The following is a 20,826-nucleotide window of genomic DNA, read 5'->3' as shown; positions in this document are numbered from 1 at the left end:
TCAGACTTCAGTTCTGCAAGATCTTCGAGCCTTTCATCACGATGTCGCTGTCGGCCTTGACGTTGATCTTGCCGCTGCCCGTCACGCTGATGTCCTTGCCCTTGATCTGGATCGTGCCGTCCTTCTTCATCGTGATGCTCGCGTCGCCGGTAACGAGAGAGATCGAATCCGTCGCGCTCACCTTGAGGTTCTTTCCGACCGTCAACGTGTCGTCTTCCGTGATCGATGTCGTGCGCGCCTTCTTGACGGTGCTCGACTGCGCGCCGTCGATGGTCTCGCCCATGTCCTTGCCGACCGTGACGGTTTGCGCGCCAGTGACGCCGAGCGTCTGATCGCCGCCGACCGTGGTCGCCTGATTGCCGGTGACATCGATGCTCTGATTCGCGCCCACGCTCACTTTCTGGTACGCGACGATCTTCACGAGCTGGTACGCGCCGATCGCGATTTCCTGCGCGAGCCCGACCGTGATCGTCTCGTTAAGGCCCACCATATGCGTGCGCTGCAACAGCACGCTCGCGGTCTCCATCATCTTGACGAGGATCGTGCGCGTCTTGTCGATCGTGATGTTCTCGTGCCCGCCGACGGTTTCCGTGCGGTTCGCGACGATCGCAATGGTCTCGTTGTTGCCGACTGTTTCTTTCCGATCGACGCCGATCGAAATGGTCTCGTTGTTGCCGACCGTTTCCGTGCGGTCATGCTTGACGACAGTCGTCTCGTCGTGGTCGATATTCTTCTTCCGGTCGTGTCCGACCCAGTGCGTCTCGTCCTTTTCGACCTCGATGTCCTGATTGCGCTCGGCATGAATCAACACCTGCTCGGCGCCCTTCTTGTCCTCGAAGCGCAGTTCGTTGCAGTTCGCGCCGCTGCCGCCCTTGGTCGAGCGGCTCTTGATGCCGGTCTGCGTCATGTTCGCCGGCAGGTCGTAAGGCGGCATCTGCTCGGCGTTGTACACGCGACCCGTGATGATCGGCCGGTCGGGATCGCCTTCCAGAAAATCGACGATTACTTCCTGCCCCACGCGCGGTATCGCAATCGCGCCCCAGCCCTTGCCCGCCCACGGCTGCGACACGCGCATCCAGCACGAACTGTTTTCGTCGCGCTTGCCTTGCCGGTCCCAGAAGAACTGCACTTTGACGCGGCCGTATTGGTCCGTGTAGATCTCGTCGCCGCCCGGACCGACGACGACCGCCGTCTGCGGCCCTTGCACGAACGGCTTGCGCGCGCTGCGCGCGGGCGCGAAGGCCTGCTTCGCTTCGATGGCGGAAAACCAGCATTCGCAGCGGTTTTCTTGCGCGCCATCGAATGCTTCGTAGTCCGCAATATCGATTTCATAGCGCGTGCGCGTGACGAGATACTGCGCGTTCTGATCCGCGCGCGGATGCCGAGTCAGCTTGATGAGCGCCCCCGCGCGCACGCTGCGGCTGTTGGTGCGCGCGTCGACCTGATGCCAGTTGATGTCGAAATCGTCGGGCACGCTGCCTTCCACGCGCCACTCGGCCGCGCGCGCCTTCGCGCGGCTCTCGCCGTGATCGCCGTCGACATAGCCGCCGGGATAATCGAAGTTTTCGAGCGAGGTGAACGCGTCGAAGCCTTGCATGTGCTTCACGGCCTGCTTTTGCAGCGGCCGCGATGGATGCTTGAAGTCGTAATCGGTGAGGAGCCAGTTGCGCGTTTCGATCGCGTGATTCGTGCGCCATTCGCTGACATATTCGATGCCCGCCCCGGCGGCCATGACCGCGCCATACGGCAGCGACTCGCAGCCCGCGACGCTTTCGTGCGCGGCGAGCGTATCGGTCAGAATCAGCGATTCCTTGCCGTCCCTGTCCTGAAACCAATAGTAGATGCCTTCGTCTTCCAGCAGGCGGCTCACGAAGTTGAAATCCGACTCGCGGTACTGCACGCAATACTCGCGCGGCGGGTGCGCGCGCGCATTGGCCTTCCACTTGATCTCGCCGGTTTCCAGACCTTTATAGAGCGGATCGGCGAATACGGTTTTGACGATCTCTTCGACCGTCTTGTTCTGGAAGATGCGACAGTTGCTGCGCCGCGCGAGCAGCCAGAGCCACGGCCGCACCGCGGCTTCATAGACGTGCAGCCGTCCGCGCATGCCCGTCTGCCGGAAGCCGACGACATAGCCGCCAAAGACGCGCGGCTTCGCGCCGGGCACCGCGAGCGATACGCTCGCGCGCTTGCCGAGAATGCGCCCGAAGTCGATATCGGCGCGCTTAGATACCAGCGTCAACTCGACGCGCGGCATGCGCCCGAGTTCCGCGTGCGCGCGCACGGCCAGTATGCGCAAGTCGTCGCCGAGCGGTGTATCGACGTTGACGAGCGGCGCTTGCGCGGCGGCATCGTTGGGCATGGGCGCACCGTGTCGTCGGTCAGCGAACTTCGGTGCTGCGCACGTCCCAGCCGAATTTCACCGCGCCGCCGAGCGCGCCCTTGTCGTCCTGCGGCTTGTATTCGAACTCGATGTCCGCGTAGCTCAGATCGACAGTCTGCTCGGGATGGCCGCCCGGCTCGCACACCAGCGCAACCTTCGTCACCGTCACCTGCTTCATCGTCACGGTGAGAAATTCCTTTTGCCCTTCGCCCGCCTTGCTGACGGTGAGCTTCGCGGTCGGGATGTGCTTGCCGCTCGCGCAACTCTTCTTTAGCGTCGGCGCGGACTTGTCGTATTGATGCACGAACTGGAACACGCCCGGACACGCCTTGCCGATGCCGCTGCCGCTTCCCGTCATCGGATTGCTGGCGTTGGTCACGCCCCAGTTGAAGCTCTGCACTTCGATCTGTCCTTCCGCCCCTTTGTGCTTCGACTCGCCGTCGATTCCGTCGATCTTCAGATAGCAGTCGGTCGTAGCCATGTGATCCTCCGTCGTGATCGGCATCCGTTGCATCGTTGCGCGCGCCCCGCGCAATGCAATCCACCGGTTAAACGAACCACGCTGCCAGTTTTTGAACTTCAAAATCGCGCGACGCGCGCCGTTTTACATCCGACAGGCCATTAAATGGATCAGCCCGATGCCCACTCAGGACTTGCGCGATATGCGCCCGGAAAGCATGCTCACGATCGACGCCGCGCGCCAGTTCGATTCGCTCGCGCTCGCCGATTCCGGCGACATGTTCCTGCAAGTGGTGCCCAAGCGCAGCAACGCGCCCGTGAAAGGGGAAGCCGCGAAGCGCGGCGACTGGGACACGCCGATGCAGATCCACGGCTGGCGCTGGGCGCAAGGCTACGAAGCCGCGCCGCTCGCCGCCGCGCTCAACGCCAACGACATGCGCGTGACGGCGCTCGGCGTCATCAAATCGGTGGATTCGGCGTCGCCCGTGCTCGCGAAGCTATGCGCTCAGGCGGAACTCCTCACGCTCGCGCACATTCGCTGCTACAAGTCGGCCGGCAGCGATCACGGCGTGCAGATCGAATTCCTGTCCATGAAACTGGAGCAGGCGTATATCCGCAACTATCAGATCTACACGAGCCCGCGTCTCGCGCGGCCGTGCGAGATCTTCGAGCTGTCGGCGCAGCAATTCACGATGACCTGCGCGCCGCAATCCGCGACCGGCAGCCGCGGCGCGGAAGTGACCTTCGCGCTCGACGTATCCGCGCGGCGCGGCGGCTGACCTTCGAAGGAAGCGATGAACGAGCCCAGCGCCAGCGACCGTCTGCAGCCTTCCCTGCTCGATCGCCTGATCGACGACAATCCCGCCTCGCGCGCCGAAGCTGCCGGCGAGCGCTTCATGTCGCATCGCAGCCTGCGCGCGGCGGTCCTGCGCGATCTGTCGTGGCTCTTCAACACGACGAACCTCGGCGATGCGATCTCCGAGGAACGCTTCGCCCACGCCTTCACGTCGGTGCTCAATTACGGCCTGCCGTGCCTCTCGGGTCGCTACGCATCGACCATCGACACGGTGCTGCTGGAACAGGCGATCCGTCAGGCGGTGGAGCGCTTCGAGCCGCGCATCGATCCGTCGACGCTCGAGATCGAGCCGGTGCTCGACCGCGCGGTGCTCGACATGCACAACCAGATCGCGCTCGTGATCCGCGGCCTGCTGTGGGCGCAGCCGGTGCCGCTCGAATTCGCGCTGCGCACGCAAATCGATCTGGAAGAAGGCGGCATCACGGTCATGGAACTGCCGCGCTGACATCGCATACGGACAACATGGACCCGCGCCTCTTGCGTCACTACAACACCGAGCTCGGCCATCTTCGCGAGATGGGCGCGGAGTTCGCCGAGCAGTTCCCGAAGATCGCGGCGCGTCTCGGCATGAGCGGCATCGACGTGGCCGATCCGTATGTCGAGCGGCTGCTCGAAGGCACGGCGTTTCTCGCCGCGCGGGTTCAGCTGAAGCTCGAAGAAGAGTTTCCGCGCTTCACGCAGCAGCTCACGCACGTCGTGCTGCCGCAGTCCGCCTGTCCGACGCCGGCCATGCTGATCGCGCGTCTCGCGCCCGATCTCGCCAATCCGAATCTCGCGGACGGCTTCACGGTCCCGCGCGATACCGAGCTTTTCTCGACGCGCGCGCCCGCGCAGACGACGCCCTGCGAGTTCCGCACGAGCGCGGCGCTCACGCTCTGGCCCATCGAGATGACCGAGGCGCGCTATCTCGCGCAGGCGCCGGACCTGCCGCTCGCCACGCTGCCGGAAACCCGGGCGCTCGCGCATCGCGTGAACGGCGCGCTGCGCATCCGGCTCGCGACGCCGGAGGGCCTTTCGTTCGACGCGTTGCGGCTCGACGCCCTAAGCCTCTTCTTCGCGGGAGGCGACGAAACGGCGTACCGGCTCTACGAACTCGTGATGGGCGGCACACTCGCCATCGTCGTGTCGACGCCCGATCGCCCGAGCCGAGCGCTCGCCGCCTTGCCCGGCGATGCGGTTTCGCCCGCAGGCTTCGGCGACGACGAGGCGCTGCTGCCGGTCACGCCCAACGCGTTTCAGGGCTATCGCGTGCTGCGTGAGTACTTCGCGTTGCCCGAGCGCTTTCGCTTTGCGCGTGTCGAAGGACTCGCGCGCGTGCTGCCCGCATTCGCCGCGCGCGAGATCGAACTGACGTTCCTGCTCGCGGCGGGCGATGCGTCGCTCGAGCGCATCGTCACGAAAGACCATGTGCTGCTCGACTGCGTGCCCGCCATCAATCTCTTTCCGAAGCAGGCCGACCGCGCGCTCGTCACCGACGCCACCGCGCGCTTTCACGTCGTGCCCGATCGCACGCGTCCGCTCGATTTCGAGGTCCATTCGGTCACGGGCGTGGCGGGCTACGGCGCGAACGACGACAGCGAGCAGGTGTTTCATCCGTTCTACGCCGACTTCCTTGCCGACCGGCCCGGCGACGCCGCGTTCTTCACCACGGAGCGCGAGCCGCGCCTCGTGCCCGCTGCCCGGCGCAAGAGCGGCGCGCGCACCGAATACATCGGCAGCGAAACCTACGTGTCGATCGTCGATCCGCGTGCCGCGCCCTATCGCGGCTCGCTGCGGCAGTTGTCGTTCGCCACGCTGTGCAGCAACCGCGACTTGCCGCTGATGATGGCGCGAGACGCGACGGGCAGCGACTTCTCGCTCGACATCGCCGCGCCCGTCGCCACCGCGCGATGCGTGAGCGGCCCGTCGCGGCCCGCGCCCGCGACCCTCGACGCCGCGCAGAGCTGGCGGCTCATCGACCAGTTATCGCTGCACTATCTGTCGCTGTGCAACGGCCCGCGCGAGGCTGCCGCTGCGTTGCGCGCGCTGCTGATGCTGCACGTCGCGCCCGCGGACCACGCCGGCCGGGCGCAAGTCGCGGGCGTCGCCTCCGTCGATGCGAAACCCGTCGCGCGACGCCTGCCGATGCCCGGCCCGATCGCTTTCGGACGCGGCCTCGCGATCGACGTTCTCGTCGACGACCTCGCGTTTCAGGGCGGCAGCGCGTGGCTCTTCGGCTGCGTGCTGGACCGCTTTTTCGCGCGCTACGTGTCGATCAATTCTTTCGTGCAGACGACGCTGCGCACCAGCGCGCGCGGCGAAATCCTGCGCCTCGAACCGCGATGCGGCACGAGAGCGATCTTCTAGGCGCGGCGCGGCAAGCGCCGGTGGCCGCGCGCATCGAGCAAGCGCCGGGCGAACGGATGCACGCGCTCATCGAACTGTTCGACGCCGTCGCCGCCGAGCCGCATCGCTTCGACTTCTATCAGGTGATGCGGCGCATCGAGGCGCTCACGCCCGACCTGCCGCGTCTCGGCACAGGCGCGCGTCCGGCGGACGAAGCCGTGCGGCTCGCGCAGGACGTCTCGCTCGCCTTCGCGCCCGCGCCGCTCGCCGCGCTCACGCGCGAACCGGGCGGCCATGCGCCCCGTCTCGAACAACGCTTCTTCGGCTTTCTCGGTCCGAACGGCCCGATGCCGCTGCATCTGACCGACTTCGCCCGGCAGCGCGCGCTGCATCATGGCGACACGTGCTTCGCGCGCCTGCTCGATGCGTTGCTGCATCGCTTCGTGCTGCTGTTCTATCGCGCGTGGGCGCAGGGGCGGCCGGTCAACGCGCTCGACCGGCCGGACGACGACCGTTTCGCGTTCTATACCGGCGCGCTGATGGGTCTCGCCGACCGGACGAGCCGCGCGCGCGATGCCGTCTCCGGTCACGCCAAGCTGCATTTCGCGGGCCTCTGGAACATGCAGACGCGCCCTGCGGACGTGCTCGAAAGCATTGCGTCGGCGCTCTTGCGCGTGCCGGTGCGGCTCGAACCGTTTCGCGGCCACTGGATGACGCTGCCGCTCGACGAGCGCACCGCTCTGCGTTCGCTGTCGGCGCGATTCTCCGCGCGCGCCGCGAGCGCGGCGCAACTCGGACGCGGCGCGCTGCTCGGCGCGCGCGTGTGGGACCGCCAGCATGCGTTCCGGCTCGTGATCGGGCCGCTCACGCTCGCGCAATACGAAGCGCTGCTGCCGGGCGGCGCCGCGCTGCCGACCCTCCTCGCGCTGGTGCGCCAGCATCTGAACGGCGAGCTTGCGTGGGATGCGCAACTCGTGCTCGTCGCCGATGAAGTGCCGACCGCGCAACCCGGCCGCTACGGACGTCTCGGCTATTCGGCGTGGCTGGGTCTCGCCACGCATGGCGCCAATCGCGCCGACCTCGCGCTCGACGCGGACACGCATTGCGCGTGAGCTTCCTTCGAGCAAGCGCTTTGAAAAAACCTCGCGCGAGCGCCGTCTTATCGAATGAGCATGAAGACGCGCCTGCGGTCGGCGCGCGCCCGTTGAATAGGGAGTCGGACGATGGCGGAAATCAGTCGTGTGGCGCTGTTCGGCAAGCTGGACAGGCTCGGCTACAAGACCGTGGAAAGCGCGACGGTCTACTGCAAGATGCGCGGCAACCCGTATGTCGAGCTTTCGCACTGGCTCATGCAGATACTGGAAACGCCGCGGTCGGACATGGAACGCATCGTCGCGCATTACGGCGTGGACGCGGCCACGCTCGCGCGCGATCTCACCGCGTCGCTCGATCGCCTGCCGCGCGGCGCCACCGCGATCTCCGATCTCTCCGAGCACATCACCGACGCGATCGAGCGCGGCTGGGTGTACGGCACGCTGCTCTACGGCGCGACGAAAGTGCGCACCGGCCATCTGCTCGTCGGCATGCTCAAGACACAGCGGCTGCGCAATGTGCTCATCGGCATCTCCCGGCAGTTCGAGCGCATCAAGCCGGAAGATCTGTCGGACAACTTCGCGCGCATCGTCGCGGATTCGGTCGAGGAAGCGGAAGACGAGCCGCATGCGCAGGCGCCCGCAGCCGGCGACGAGACCGCGCCCGCGAGCATGGGCCGTCAGGAAGCCTTGCACAAGTACGCCACCGATCTCACCGCGAAGGCGCGTCAGGGCGAGCTCGATCCGGTCACCGGCCGCGACGAGGAGATCCGCCAGCTCGTCGATATCCTGATGCGACGGCGGCAGAACAATCCGCTTCTCACGGGCGAGGCCGGCGTGGGCAAGACCGCCGTAGTGGAAGGCTTCGCGCAACGCCTCGCGCGCGGCGACGTGCCGCCGCCCTTGCGCGAGGTCGCGCTCTGGTCGCTCGATCTCGGTCTCTTGCAGGCGGGCGCGAGCATGAGGGGCGAGTTCGAGCAGCGGCTGCGCCAGGTCGTCGAGGACGTACAGGCGAGTCCGAAGCCGGTGATTCTCTTCATCGACGAAGTGCATACGATCGTCGGTGCGGGCGGCGCGGCCGGCACTGGCGACGCGGCCAATCTGCTCAAACCGGCGCTCGCGCGCGGCGACTTGCGCACCATCGGCGCGACGACGTGGGCGGAGTACAAGAAGCACATCGAGAAAGATCCGGCGCTCACGCGGCGCTTTCAGGTCGTGCAGGTGCTCGAACCCGACGAGCACAAAGCCGTGCGCATGCTGCGCGGCGTGGCGGCCGTGCTCGAAGGGCATCATCGCGTGCAGTTGCTCGACGAAGCCATCGAGGCGGCCGTGCGGCTGTCGCATCGCTATATTCCGGCCCGCCAGTTGCCCGACAAGGCCGTGTCGCTGCTCGACACCGCGTGCGCGCGCGTCGCGGTCAGCCAGCACGCGACGCCGCCGCAAGTGGACGATTGCCGCCGCCGCATCGAATCGCTCGAAGTGGAGGCGCAGATCATCGCGCGCGAGGCGACTGTCGGCGTGGATGTCGGCACGCGCGCGGCGGATGTCGAGGCGGCGCTCGCCCGCGAACGCGATGCGCTCGGCGGACTGGAGGCGCGCTGGAACGAAGAGAAGCGCATCGTCGATGAACTGCTCGCGCTGCGCGCGTCGTTGCGCGAAGAAGGCGAAGCCGTCGATACGCCGCTGTCGACACGCAACGATCGGCTCGCGCGTCTTTCGCAGCTCAACGCGCGTCTCGCCGAACTGCAAGGCGACGCGCCGCTCATTCTGCCGAGCGTCGATGCGGGCGTGGTCGCGGGCGTGGTCGCGGACTGGACCGGCATTCCCGTCGGCAAGATGATGAGAAACGAACTGGCCGCCGTGCTCGGGCTCGCCGACTCGCTGGAGCGCCGCGTGATCGGCCAGCGCCATGCGCTCGACATGATCGCCAAGCGCATTCAAACGTCGCGCGCGCGCCTCGACAATCCGGACAAGCCGATCGGCGTGTTCCTGCTCGCGGGCACCTCGGGCGTCGGCAAGACGGAGACCGCACTCGCGCTCGCGGAAACGCTGTATGGCGGCGAGCAGAACGTCATCACCATCAACATGAGCGAATTCCAGGAAGCGCATACCGTCTCCACGCTCAAGGGCGCGCCGCCCGGCTATGTGGGCTACGGCGAGGGCGGCATCCTCACGGAGGCGGTGCGCCGCCGGCCGTACAGCGTCGTGCTGCTCGACGAAGTGGAGAAGGCGCATCCCGACGTGCACGAGATCTTCTTTCAGGTGTTCGACAAGGGCTGGATGGAGGACGGCGAGGGACGCTACATCGACTTCAAGAACACGATCATTCTGCTGACTTCGAACGTCGGCTCGGATGTCATCATGTCGATGTGCCGCGACTCTGCGGCGGCGCCCTCGCCCGAAGCGCTCACGGCCGCGTTGCGCGGACCGTTGCTCGACGTCTTTCCCGCCGCGCTGCTCGGACGGCTCGTCACGGTGCCGTACTACCCGCTCTCCGACGCGATGATGGCCGACATCGTGCGCCTGCAGCTGGAGCGCATTCGTAGGCGCGTCGCGGACAATCACGGCATTCCGTTCGATTACGACGACGACGCCGTGCGGCTGATCGTGTCGCGCTGCACGGAGGCGGAGTCGGGCGGGCGCGTGATCGATGCGCTGCTGACCAACACCGTGCTGCCGCGCATTTCCACGGAGTATCTGACGCGGCTTACCGAAGGCGGCGCGCTCGGGCGTATTCGTCTGTCGGCGAGCGCGGACGACTTCATCTACGCGTTCGACTGAACGCACGCGCGAGAGCGGAGCCGCAGCCGATGCTGAAACTCACGGTGACATGTCACAACGGAGAGCCGCCGCGCGCGCCGCTCGCGGCGAACTTCGACGCCGAGGGCGGCACCATCGGGCGCGCGGTCACGAACCGGCTCGTGCTGGACGATGCCGAGCGCACCGTGTCGCGCCTGCATGCGCAGATCGTCTGGCGCGACGGCAGGTACTGGCTGATCGACCGCGGCAGCAATCCCGCGCTCGTCAACGGCGCGCCGCTCGATCCGGGCCAGGAAGTGCCGCTCGGAAACGGCGACGAGGTGCAGATCGGCGGGTATCAGCTGCGAGCCGAAGTATCTGGCGAACCATCCGCCGAGGACGACACCGTGACGCCGGACCGCACGTTCATCTCGGCCCCCGACGATCCGTTCGCCGGCCTCTTCGACGCACCCGCGCCGCAGGCGTCCGATTCCGACGCGCAATTCGACGACCTTCTCGGCGCTCGGCCGCCGGCGTCCGCGCCCGCTGCCGCGCCGCGCGACGACTTCGACTTCGGCTTCGACGATCCGGCCGCGAAGCCTTCCATCGACGAGCTGTTCGATCTCGCGCCGGGCATTGGACCTTCGATAAATCAGCCGATGGGTCCGCTCATTGATCCGCTCATTGATCCTCTTATCGATCCCCTCACGCAGCCCAACACCGCGCAAGACGCCGATCCGTTCGCGAGCCTGACCGGCAACGCGCGGTCCGCCGCGCCGCCCGCCACGCTGTCCGACGCCGGATCGGAGCTGCACAGCGCCTTCACGCCGCCGAAGCCGCGCGCCGCGCCGACGCCTTCGCCCTCGCCCGCGACCAAGCCAGCAGCGAAGCCCGCGCCGTCCGCGCCCGCGAACGACGACCGCGCGCTGATCGACGCCTTCCTGCGCGGACTCGCCGCGCCCGGGGTGCGGCTCGACGCGCTCACGCCCGCGCTGATGCAGCTTCTCGGCGAACTGCTGCGCGAAGCCACGCAAGGCACGCTCGATCTGCTCGCCGCGCGCGCCGCGTTCAAGCGCGAGATGCGCACGGACGCGACCATCATCGCGGCGGCGGACAACAATCCGCTGAAGTTCTCGCCGAACGCGGACGCGGCGCTCGCGCATCTGCTGAGCCCGCCGGTGCGCGGCTTCATGCCGCCGGCCGCCGCCCTCGCCGACGCCTACGCCGACCTGCGGGCGCATCAGGTCGGCATGGTCGCGGGCATGCGCGCGGCGCTCGACGGCGTGTTCGAGCGCTTCGAGCCACGCCGCATCGAGGCGCGGCTGTCCGGGCGCTCCATGCTCGACGGCCTCATCGCGGCAAACCGCCGCGCGCGCTGCTGGGACCTCTTCAATGAGATCTACGGCCAGCTATCCAGCGAGGCGGCGGATGACTTCCACATGCTGTTCGGCCGCGCGTTCGTCGCCGCCTACGAAGCGCAGGTCGACGCACTGAAGCGCAGCCGTCGCACCTGAGCCGCGCCGGAGACACGACATGCAACTGCAAACCGCAAGCGTGAGTGAGGTCGGCGGCCGCTCGCGCAACGAGGATGCGCTCGGCGAATGGCGGCAGGCCTCGCTTTTCGCGAGCGTGGTGGCGGACGGCGCGGGCGGGCATGGCGGCGGCGATATCGCATCGCGCATCGCGGTCGATACCGTGCTCGCGGAGTTGTCGCGGGTGGCGCAAGCGGGTGTCGCGCTGACCGGGCCGAACCTGCTGCGCGTGCTTCTGCGCGCGAACGACGCCATCATCGATGCGCAGGAGCACGACCGCGAACTCGCGCAGATGCGTTCGACGGCCGTGGTGCTCGGCATCGACGAAGCGACGGGGCTCGCGGCATGGGCGCATTGCGGCGACACGCGCCTTTACTGTTTCCGGCGCGGCGCGACGGTCGTGCAGACGCAGGATCACAGCCTCGTGCAAAGCATGATCGACGCGAACCTGCTCGAAGCACGCGACGTGCGCAGCTATCCGCGCCGCAACATCCTCTTCTCGGCGCTCGGCACGGCGGAGGATCTGGCGATCGCGGCGTCCACGGAGCCGTTCCCGATCGCCGACGGCGATGCGTTTCTGCTCTGCACCGACGGCTTCTGGGAGCATCTCGACGAATGCGCGATGATCGAGGCGATCGGCCACGCGCCGACGCCCGCCGCATGGCTCGATCTGATGGTGGCGCACTTGCGGGAGGCGGCGCGGCCGAATCAGGACAACTTCACGGCGAGCGCGGTATGGATCGGGGACGCCTCGCAGGCGACGGTGTTGCGGATGCCCGCGCCCTGATGCGGGCATCCGTCGCGCGAGCGAATCGCGCGCAAACGCCTACACGCTCACGCCGCCTGTTTCGCCGACGGCAATCTCGACACGAGCCGCAGCGAGACGGTCAGGCCTTCCAATTGATAATGCGGACGCAGATAGAACGTCGACGTGTAGTAGCCCGGCGCGCCCGGCACTTCCTGCACCTTCACCTCGGCGGCCGCGAGCGGCTTCTGCGCTTTCGTGTACTCGGATGAATTGGCCGGATCACCGTCCACATATTGCGTGATCCACTTGTTGAGCCACGTCTCCATGTCGGAGCGTTCCTTGAAGCTGCCTACCTTGTCGCGCACGATGCACTTCAGATAATGCGCGAAGCGGTTGCACGCGAACAGATACGGCAGGCGCGCGGCGAGCGCGGCATTGGCCGTGGCGTCGGGGTCTTCGTATTCGAAGGGCTTTTGCAACGACTGCGCGCCGATGAACGCCGCGAAATCCGAGTTCTTGCGATGAATCAGCGGCATGAAGCCGTTCTTCGCCAGTTCGGCCTCGCGGCGGTCGGGGTTCGCGATCTCCGTCGGGCACTTCATGTCGACGCCGCCGTCGTCGGTCGGGAAGCTGTGCACGGGCAAGCCTTCGACCGCGCCGCCCGACTCCACGCCGCGAATGCGCGAGCACCAGCTATACAGCTTGAACGAGCGGTTGATGTTCACGGCCATCGCGTACGCGGAATTGGCCCACGTGTACTTGGAATGATCGGCCGAGCCGGTGTCTTCCTCGAAGTCGAACTCGTCGACCGGTTCCGTGCGCGCGCCGTACGGCACGCGCGCGAGAAAGCGCGGCATCGCGAGAGCCAGATAGCGCGCATCCTCCGATTCACGCAGCGAGCGCCAGCTCGCGTATTCGGGCGTGCCGAAGATCTTGGTGAGATCGCGCGGATTGGCGAGTTCCTGCCACGAGTCCATCTGCAGAAGGCTCGGGTCGGCGGCGGCGATGAACGGCGCATGCGCAGCCGCCGCGATCTTCGACATCTCGCCGAGCAACTCGACATCGGGCGGCGTCTGGTTGAAATAGTAATCACCGATCAGACAACCGAAGGGCTCGCCGCCAAGCTGCCCATATTCGTGCTCGTAGATCTGCTTGAATAGTGGACTCTGGTCCCACGCGACGCCCTTGAAGCGCTTGAGCGTCTTGCCGAGTTCCTTCTTCGAGACGTTCATCACGCGAATCTTGAGCATCTCGTCGGTTTCGGTGTTGTTGATGAGATAGTGCAATCCGCGCCACGAGCCCTCCAGCTTCTGGAAGTCCGGGTGATGCATGATCTCGTTCACCTGCTCGGTGAGCTTCGCGTCGATCTCGGCGATCATCGCCTGAATCGAGCGGATGGCGTCGCCGGAGATGATCTTCGTCTGCGAGAGCGCCTGCTGGGCGAGCGTCTGCACCGCCGTCTGCACCGCCGTCTTGGCTTCGTCGCTTTTCGGGCGGAACTCCTTGTTCAGCAGCGACGCGAGATCGCTGCCTTCGAAGATCGCGCCCTGCATCTCGGGCTTCGCTTCGGACGATTGAGGAATATCGGACATGGTCGTTTCCTTTCAGGGCTCATTCGCTTTTGCTCGCGCGTCGCTCGTTCGGCGTTTATTCAGCGGCGGGCGCGGGCTGTTCGGTTGACGCGGTGGCGAGCGTCTTGAGCAGCGTGGGATCGTCGAGCACGCGGGCGATCAGTTCCTCGGCGCCCGTCTTGCCGTCCATGAAGATGACGAGGTTGGCGAGCTGCGTGCGCGCCTCGAGCAGCCTGGCGAGGGCATCGACCTTGCGCGCGACGGCGGCGGGCGAGAAATCGCCCATGTTGTCGAACGTGATGTCGACGCTCAAGTTGCCTTCGCCCGTCAGCTTGTTGGGCACCTGAAACGCGACGCGCGGATGCATCGCCTTCATGCGGCTGTCGAAGTTGTCGATGTCGATCTCCTGGAACTTGCGTTGATCGGCGGGCGGCAGCGGTTCGGCGGGCTTGCCGGAAAGATCGGCCATGACGCCCATCACGAACGGAAGCTGGATTTTCTTTTCGCTGCCGTAGGTTTCGACGTCGTATTCGATCTGCACGCGCGGCGCGCGATTGCGGCCGATGAACTTCTGACTGCTGGTTGCCATGACGCCTCCTTCGCGTGAGCATGAGATCACGTTATGAAGACGATCCAGCGCGCGCAGATTCAAAGCATCGCGAGATGGCGTTGCTGTCGCCATGACGGCGCGGCGCAGTTGAAGAGCGCCGCGCCCGGATCGAGCAGACACAGATGACGCGCCGCGGCCATGCGCTGACGCTGATAGCCGTCCTTCAGTATGCCGATGCAATGCTGCTTCGACGGCGGCGCGCCGCACAGGTAGCGTTCGCCGGAGCGAAACCGCGTGCCGTTCTCATGCCACCAGCGCGCGATCTTTTCCGCATCGGGCCACGGGGCGCCGTCGTCTTCGTCCATGGCGACGTCGTCATCGTCCGGGTCGTCGGTCGGGCCGGCGGGCGGGTGCTCCGGCGGCTTGCGGTCGAGATCGAGCCACGCGAGATCGGCGCCCGTGATAAAGCTGAAGCTCTCGCCGGCGATGCGGGCGGTTGTATCGTCGGACATCTGGCTGATGAGCCAGGGGATGTAGCGCGGATCGCCCGCGTGAGCGATCGTGCGAATCAGCAGGCGTCTGCTTTTCGGCCGCGCGGCGATGACTTCGAGCAGGCCCCGGGCTTCGGCCGGCGGCAGCGCGCTTGCGGTTAGCGCGGCGGCATCGGCATCGATATCGGTATCGCTAAGGGCGAGTTCCGCGAGCGCATTCAGCGAGGCGGTTCGATCGCCTAACAGCAGCGCGGCTTGCGCGGCATGAAAGCGACAGGCGGCGTCTTCGTCTTCGATGTGCGCGAGGCAAGATGCGAGCAGATCGACGCGGCCGATTTCGCCGGCGCATTGCAGGGCGCGGGCGCGGACGGCGGGGTCGGGGGAATCGATGGCCGTATCGAGGAAGCGCTTCGGGTCGACGCGATGCTGGGCGCAGGCTGCGAGACCGGCGAGTTGCGCGGCGGGATCCGTGTGGCCGAGCAACATGGCGGCGGTGTCCTGAAGGCGGTTCGCGGAAACCCAGCCGAAAGCGGAATGCAGGCCCCGGCGCGCTGCGGGAACCGCCTGTCCGAGCGCGATCAGTTGCATGAGGCCCGGCTCCGAGTGCGCCTCGATGCAGCCGACCGCAGCGGTGAAGAGCTCGCCCTTGCCGGTGCGGTCGAGCGCCTGCATGCTCATCTGCGCGCCGACGCGACCCGCTACCGCGATGCCGTCGAGATGCGCGGCAATGCGCTCGTCGAGACGGGCAAGGTGCTTGAGCTTCACGTGAGGCGCGCGGACGAGGTACGAGCGCGTGGTGCGAAGGCAGGCGGCGTCTTCGAGGTGTTGGGTGAGGATGGGGAGGAGACTGCCTGCGGACTTCAACGGTGATAGCCTCTCTTATTCGCTCTGCGTCCCGTCCCGCAAATGGGCGATGCGCGCGATGGTGATTTCGTTGACTGTTACTCGGAACTCGAGGAACGACTCAAAAGACGTATGGAATTCCCACTGTCCAGGTTGTCCGTCGAATACAACCAGTTCGTTCGGTAGCAGAAGTTCATGCTGGGTATCGAAAAACAGTCGGTTCGTTGTTTCCGGGTCGCTGCCTATTAGAACGAGTGCGTTATTTGCGCCCGCATCGTCGCGCGGAAACGCTCTTGCGGCCCGTCTGCAAGTCTCTGGGTAGTCCGGCGCCAGAAGCTCGGGCGAACCGAACAAGTGGTACGACAAACAGAAGTTTTCGATTCCATCGCACTCGCTGAGGAACGCTCGGTAGGACTGTGGCAATTCGCAGTCGAGACTAGCAAACCACGCTTCGAGTTTCGACAAGCGCGTCGGGTGGACCGGGCGGCGAAGCCGTGGTCGTTCGTCGAACTGCAACATCTCGAAGATCCGACCCTGCTGGGCCACAAGCGTAGCTATCAGTTCTCGCATGGGAGCGCTCCGCCAAGCTCACTCAACAACGTCCTCAATCGCACCCTTGCAAGTCGAACCGGGTCACCACGCTTGGTCCGTTGCTCATCTGCCTGCCGAGGGACTCATTCACGTTCTTGTCCAACATTTTTAGCGGCCCGTGCCAGGCTCCTCCGAACTGCAGGTCCTGCACGTGATCTGCGCTCCAGTCCTTAACAATATCGGGCTTCTCGGCGAGTTGCTTCTCCATGCATGGATGCATCAGGTCGGACGCATTACCCTTAGGGACGGACTTCGCTGGAAGCCAATCTCGCTTAATGGTTTTCCCATCAACTCTTGCTTTCACCAGGTCCTTGAATGCTTTGGCTCCTGCGTTTCCAAGTTCACGCCAGCTAGATGCAAGGCCGTCTGGTTTCGACACGCCCGGACGGCGCGTCAATGGGCACATTTTGTTCATTGCATCGACCTTAGCCCGTGCCTGCTTTTTCTGGCAATCGGACCAAGTCTTGTCGCAGTGAATGACGACGACGCCCGAGCTAGCAGCCTCGCTCTCCGGGTGAGGCGGTGTTGCTCCGGGAGCCGACGCGTGATTGTTCGTGGTCAGGTCGAGATGTCGAACGGCATTCTCGCCCTCGAACTTTACATCCATGGACCACGCACAGAAGTAGATCTCGCCCCGGTTCGTCGAGGTAATAACATTCTTTTTCGGGGCGTTTCCGGCCTCATCGCCGCTGCTTTTCCTGAAGAAGGACTTGTCGCGCAACATCACCTCCTCCTGCGAGATGGCGACGCTGCGGGTGCCATCCGAACAGTCAGACGATGAACCGCTGTTCGGGTAGGGAACCGGAACGCCCGGTGGCGTTGCGGGCGTTTGCGGAGGGGTGGAGCACACATCGGGAGCGGCGCAGATGGACTTTCCGGAACCCGCTTTGCAAGATACCTCATTCGAGTTTGCGTAGACTCCGTTACTCACTGGCGTCTTCCTTGGCGATACAAGACCGTCGCAGCACGCTGACCTGCGTCGTTGCTCAGGTGAGCGAGAACCACATCACCCGGCGCGTAGCTTTTTTCGGTGGCGGCGAAGGCGACTGCGATCACGACGGCACCAATGGCAGCGCCGGTCTCACCGACACACTCCGCCGGGTGCCAGATGTCGAACGATTCTCTGCGTTGCCTAAGCGTGCGAGTCAGGGCAAGGGCGGCCTCCTTGAAGTAATATGACTCACCCGAAGCGTCGGCCATGCCGAAGGAAATATCTTGCATCCCGCGACCGCTCTTGGCGAGAGCTCGTTTGATCGCGGTCGTTAGTCCTTGTGCCCGCAACGGCAACTCGGCATGCACATTCGCTGGCTCCGCGCCGAAGTCAACAGCCTCGCAAACGATGCTCGCGGACTCGTTCGACTGTCCGATAAGGAGCGCGCCGCTAGCCTCGCCGGGCAAGAAGCCATTTGATTGCTGCGACGTCAGCAGCCTGTCATCTTCGACATAGGCGCTGAGCGTTGACCAGTTCGAAAGGCTGTCGGTCGCAACGATCAGCACGGATGGAGACCGATTATCAGAAACGATCTTTTGACCTGCAACGTGCGCGACCAACACGCTGACTCGCCCCCACGCGATCACGGCCGACCCCGCGCCCAACCGCACTTCCAGCGCTTCTTCCACCTCCCCCAACAACCGATCATCCAGCCCCTCCATCCTCCCCGGCCTGTCCTTCTCCGCGACACACAAGAGCAGCGGAATCCTGCTCCACTCGCTCCGCTCGACCCCCTCGAGACATTCCTCGATCGCCATCGCCGCCATCTTCGCGAGCTTCGCGCGTCCTCTCCACGGCTTGTCCAGTTGCACCTGATGCGCCATGATCCACTCGCCGTTCGAATCGATGAACCGGGTCTCCGTCGGACTACTGATCTTCGCGCGTATCGCCGCGCACGACGCCGGCGCCGACAAGCCCACGCTCGTCACGAGCCCGGTGCTGAGAATCGCGATGGACCGATCGTTCATGGCTCGCTCATCTCCCGTTCATCGGCACCATGACAACCGGAATCGGGAACGCCACCGCCTCGCGTTGCTGCCACCACTCCCTTCCCTTCCGCCCCACCAGCACCCGCGCGATCTCGAACATGTTCTTCCGGAGCGGTCGCCTCACCCGCCAGCTCATCGTGAATCTCTCCTGATCCGGCTCGAACACGATCGTATCCACGCCCGCCCGGTAATCCTCCGGCTCTCCGTGCTTCGGCACCACGAGCACCGGCGCTTCGAAATCCGGCAGCACGAAACTGCGCTTCCCGTCCGGCGTCAGGTTGATCAGCGTGACCTCCGCGCCGCCCACCGGCATCGCCAGTTGCTGATCCTCAGGCGCCGCCTGGTAATACCGCTCATCGAAATCCGGCGGCAAAAACGGAAAGTGCTTGTCGAGCCACTCGTCGTCATAGGTGCCCGCGTACGACAGTCGCGGCGCCCACCCGCGCCCGAGCACGCCGAACGACATCGGCCGATACGTCTCGTCCGGACGCGTGACCGGTCGATCCAGCTCCTCGGTATTCGGCAGCAAACGCCCATCGACCCACTCCCGCCGCAGATGCCGCCGAAACCCGCGCCCGACCGGATTCGCCATGAACGCCGCATGCTGCATCGGATCGTCGTGCTCCTGATCAACGCCGCCGAACGCGACATCGTAGGTAATCGGCTTCGTCACGAACGGCACCGGTGCGCTCGGCTCGATGCGCGTCGCGCCCGCCTGCCACACGCGATCGCCGACGACCGCGAACTGCTTCGTCATGCTTCCGACGCGCAGCCCGACCGGCACGCGCGTCGCCGGCGCGCCGCCCGGCGCGTGCGCGCTTCCGAGCAGCAGCACGTCGCAGCGCGGCTTGTGCGGCGCGTAGTCCACCTCGTGGTACGGCGCGGAAAAGCCGGGCTGGCCCGTGAACGTGTCGGCCATGACGAGCGGCAGTTGCTCATCGGCGAGTTGCGCCGTGCCGCCCGTCGCGGGCAAACGAAACGTGCCCTTGACGACGACCACGAGCGATTCTCGGCCGCTCGGCTCGGTGCCCATCGTGTAGCCTGCGGTCATGCGCGTAGCGTTGATCAGTTGCATGTCTCGGTGACCGTTAGTTGAGTTGCACCGATCCGCCCTTGATGCGGTTCACGCCCGATGACCGGCTCGACACGTACGTTCCGCGTATCAGCACCTTGCCCGCCTTCGTCAGCGTGATGCTCGCCTGCCCGCAGCGCAGCACGATTTCCTCCTTCGCCGTGACGACGAGCCGCTCGCCATCCGCATCGGCTTCGACCTGTGCCGGCGCTTCGTCGAGCGGCCAGGCGCGGTCTTCGCGCAGACAGCCGATGATGACCGGCCGCGCAGGATCGCCGCTATCGAACATCAGCAGCACTTCACAGCCGATATGCGCGCCGCGCACATCCGGAATCGTCCTCGCAGGCAACGCCGCCCCGCCCGGCTGCCCCACGTAGACGACGAGCGGACGCGCGCCATCGCCCGTGAATCCGATCAATTCGCCGATGCGCACGCCATCGATGACCGGCGTCGCCGCCGGTTGCAGAAGATCTCGTCCGCTCATCGCGCCCTCCCTGGCCTGACGCTTCAAAGACGAACGACGCGACAGCGTTTTCAACGCCTCACTGCGGCTTCGTTCCGGCGATCAGATGAATCTGCGCGAGGCTGTCGGGCGCGAGGTCCTGCATCACCGCCAGGAAGTCCTTGCCCAGCAGCCCGCGGGCGCGGCGTATCAGGAGCGGCGCGGGATGAGCCGGCTCGGTGCGTTCGAGGAACGCGCAGACGGCGTCGAGCAAGGCGATGGCGTCCTCGCGCGTCGCGATCTCGCCGGGGCGCGCGGCCACGCGCTGCGCGACGGACGCGCCCGCGCGCGCCTGCGCAGCCTGCTCCGCCGATGCCTGCGCCACCGGCGCGGACGGCATCGCCGCGCGGAATTGCGCCGCCACGAAGCGCGCGGTTTCCATCAGCTTGTCGATGAGCGGCGCCCGCTCTGCGCCGAGCCTCGCGATCATCGCCTCGCCGAGCGCCTGCACGGCGCGCGGAAGATCGAGGCCTTCCGCGAGAAGATCGGGGTTCTCGGCGAGCGCATCGGCGAGCATGCCTTCGACGCGCGCGGGCGTCGCGGGGCTCTCGCCCTCGGCTGCCGTCAGCCTGCCCTGCGCGATCAGCATGTCGCGCACCGTGAGACGTTCGCCGCGCGCGCGACACACTTCCGATTCGCGCAGGTCGTGCAACAGCGTGTCGGCCTCGGCGAACGGCGTGTAGGCATCGGCGAGCGGGGCCAGCGCGTTGACGCGCAGCGCGGCATCGTTGTCGTTGCCGTTGTCGTTGTCGTCGTCGGCGTCGAGCGGCGGGTAGAGCGTGTCCCAGTAGCGCTCGAACAGGCCGGTGAGCAGACGCACGCCCGCATGAAACCCGGCGAGGCCGTGGACCCGCGCCGCCGCGCGCGTGTAGACCACCGCGATGCGCAGGTCTTTCGAGGTCGCGAGCAGCGCCTGCGCTTCTTCGAGCACGTCGGGCCACGCCGTCGGCTCGGAGAGCGAATCGAACTGGCGCTCGGGATTGCCGCGCGAGAGCGCCTCGAATGCGAGGAACGCCGGGTCGTATTCGAGATCGACGCCGGCGGGCGGCATCGTACGAGTCGGCTCCAGCAGCGGTTCGACGTCGATCATTTG

18 protein-coding genes are annotated in these 20,826 nt (G+C 66.0%); 7 read left to right on the top strand and 11 right to left on the bottom strand.

The window, feature by feature from the left end; all coding sequences use genetic code 11:
• Positions 1-7 precede the first annotated feature (7 nt).
• Complete coding sequence (locus NCR34_RS25740) at positions 8-2,362, bottom strand: type VI secretion system Vgr family protein (protein ID WP_248323982.1); 2,355 nt, start codon at positions 2,360-2,362, stop codon at positions 8-10.
• A gap of 19 nt (positions 2,363-2,381) precedes the next feature.
• Entirely contained in the window at positions 2,382-2,864 is a 483-nt protein-coding gene (locus tag NCR34_RS25735; protein WP_248323981.1) for an Hcp family type VI secretion system effector, read from the bottom strand.
• A gap of 157 nt (positions 2,865-3,021) precedes the next feature.
• Between NCR34_RS25735 and NCR34_RS25730 the strand changes: the two genes are divergently transcribed.
• The 7 genes from NCR34_RS25730 to NCR34_RS25700 all read left to right on the top strand — a co-directional run bounded on the left by NCR34_RS25730 (position 3,022) and on the right by NCR34_RS25700 (position 12,172).
• Entirely contained in the window at positions 3,022-3,621 is a 600-nt protein-coding gene (locus NCR34_RS25730; RefSeq protein ID WP_248323980.1) for a type VI secretion system tube protein Hcp, read from the top strand.
• Between the two features lie 15 nt (positions 3,622-3,636).
• Positions 3,637-4,143, top strand: coding sequence for a type VI secretion system baseplate subunit TssE (tssE, locus tag NCR34_RS25725; protein WP_248323979.1), 507 nt, complete (start codon positions 3,637-3,639; stop codon positions 4,141-4,143).
• A gap of 17 nt (positions 4,144-4,160) precedes the next feature.
• Positions 4,161-6,044, top strand: coding sequence for a type VI secretion system baseplate subunit TssF (gene tssF, locus NCR34_RS25720; RefSeq protein ID WP_250501246.1), 1,884 nt, complete (start codon positions 4,161-4,163; stop codon positions 6,042-6,044).
• A complete protein-coding gene (tssG, locus tag NCR34_RS25715) occupies positions 6,020-7,135 on the top strand; it encodes a type VI secretion system baseplate subunit TssG (RefSeq protein WP_248323977.1) in 1,116 nt (371 codons plus the stop codon). The genes tssF and tssG overlap by 25 nt, the downstream gene beginning before the upstream one ends.
• A gap of 111 nt (positions 7,136-7,246) precedes the next feature.
• Positions 7,247-9,895: a type VI secretion system ATPase TssH gene (tssH, locus tag NCR34_RS25710; protein ID WP_248323976.1), complete on the top strand. Its 2,649-nt coding sequence runs from the start codon at positions 7,247-7,249 to the stop codon at positions 9,893-9,895.
• Positions 9,896-9,924: 29 nt separating this feature from the next.
• Positions 9,925-11,367, top strand: coding sequence for a type VI secretion system-associated FHA domain protein TagH (tagH, locus tag NCR34_RS25705; protein ID WP_250501245.1), 1,443 nt, complete (start codon positions 9,925-9,927; stop codon positions 11,365-11,367).
• A 19-nt stretch (positions 11,368-11,386) separates the two neighbouring features.
• Positions 11,387-12,172: a PP2C family protein-serine/threonine phosphatase gene (locus NCR34_RS25700; protein WP_248323974.1), complete on the top strand. Its 786-nt coding sequence runs from the start codon at positions 11,387-11,389 to the stop codon at positions 12,170-12,172.
• 47 nt (positions 12,173-12,219) lie between these two features.
• Here the strand turns inward: NCR34_RS25700 and tssC are convergent, their stop codons facing one another.
• From tssC to tssA, 9 genes are read right to left on the bottom strand one after another with little or no spacing between them, the layout of a single operon-like run.
• Complete coding sequence (gene tssC, locus NCR34_RS25695; RefSeq protein ID WP_250501244.1) at positions 12,220-13,725, bottom strand: type VI secretion system contractile sheath large subunit; 1,506 nt, start codon at positions 13,723-13,725, stop codon at positions 12,220-12,222.
• 55 nt (positions 13,726-13,780) lie between these two features.
• On the bottom strand, positions 13,781-14,293 hold the full coding sequence (tssB, locus tag NCR34_RS25690) for a type VI secretion system contractile sheath small subunit (protein ID WP_248323972.1): 513 nt from the start codon (positions 14,291-14,293) through the stop codon (positions 13,781-13,783).
• A 59-nt stretch (positions 14,294-14,352) separates the two neighbouring features.
• Positions 14,353-15,609 (bottom strand): TIGR02270 family protein, encoded by a 1,257-nt coding sequence (locus tag NCR34_RS25685; protein WP_248323971.1) that lies wholly within the window; start codon positions 15,607-15,609, stop codon positions 14,353-14,355.
• A 15-nt stretch (positions 15,610-15,624) separates the two neighbouring features.
• A complete protein-coding gene (locus NCR34_RS25680; RefSeq protein WP_248323970.1) occupies positions 15,625-16,158 on the bottom strand; it encodes an SMI1/KNR4 family protein in 534 nt (177 codons plus the stop codon).
• Between the two features lie 34 nt (positions 16,159-16,192).
• Positions 16,193-17,110 (bottom strand): DUF4150 domain-containing protein, encoded by a 918-nt coding sequence (locus NCR34_RS28105; RefSeq protein WP_350029454.1) that lies wholly within the window; start codon positions 17,108-17,110, stop codon positions 16,193-16,195.
• On the bottom strand, positions 17,107-18,138 hold the full coding sequence (locus NCR34_RS25670) for a hypothetical protein (RefSeq protein WP_248323969.1): 1,032 nt from the start codon (positions 18,136-18,138) through the stop codon (positions 17,107-17,109). The genes NCR34_RS28105 and NCR34_RS25670 overlap by 4 nt, the downstream gene beginning before the upstream one ends.
• A 7-nt stretch (positions 18,139-18,145) precedes the next feature.
• Positions 18,146-19,234 carry a DUF2169 family type VI secretion system accessory protein gene (locus tag NCR34_RS25665; RefSeq protein ID WP_248323968.1) on the bottom strand — a complete coding sequence of 363 codons (1,089 nt, stop codon included), beginning with the start codon at positions 19,232-19,234 and terminating at the stop codon, positions 18,146-18,148.
• Between the two features lie 13 nt (positions 19,235-19,247).
• Positions 19,248-19,715, bottom strand: a complete 468-nt coding sequence (locus NCR34_RS25660) for a DUF6484 domain-containing protein (protein ID WP_248323967.1) — start codon at positions 19,713-19,715, stop codon at positions 19,248-19,250.
• A gap of 58 nt (positions 19,716-19,773) precedes the next feature.
• On the bottom strand, positions 19,774-20,823 hold the full coding sequence (gene tssA / locus NCR34_RS25655; RefSeq protein ID WP_248323966.1) for a type VI secretion system protein TssA: 1,050 nt from the start codon (positions 20,821-20,823) through the stop codon (positions 19,774-19,776).
• Positions 20,824-20,826 lie beyond the last annotated feature (3 nt).

It is taken from the genome of Caballeronia sp. GAWG1-5s-s (genome assembly GCF_023631445.1).
GTDB lineage: Bacteria > Pseudomonadota > Gammaproteobacteria > Burkholderiales > Burkholderiaceae > Caballeronia.
The sequence above is the reverse complement of the archived record's forward strand: the minus strand, read 5'-3'. Positions and strand labels throughout refer to the sequence as shown.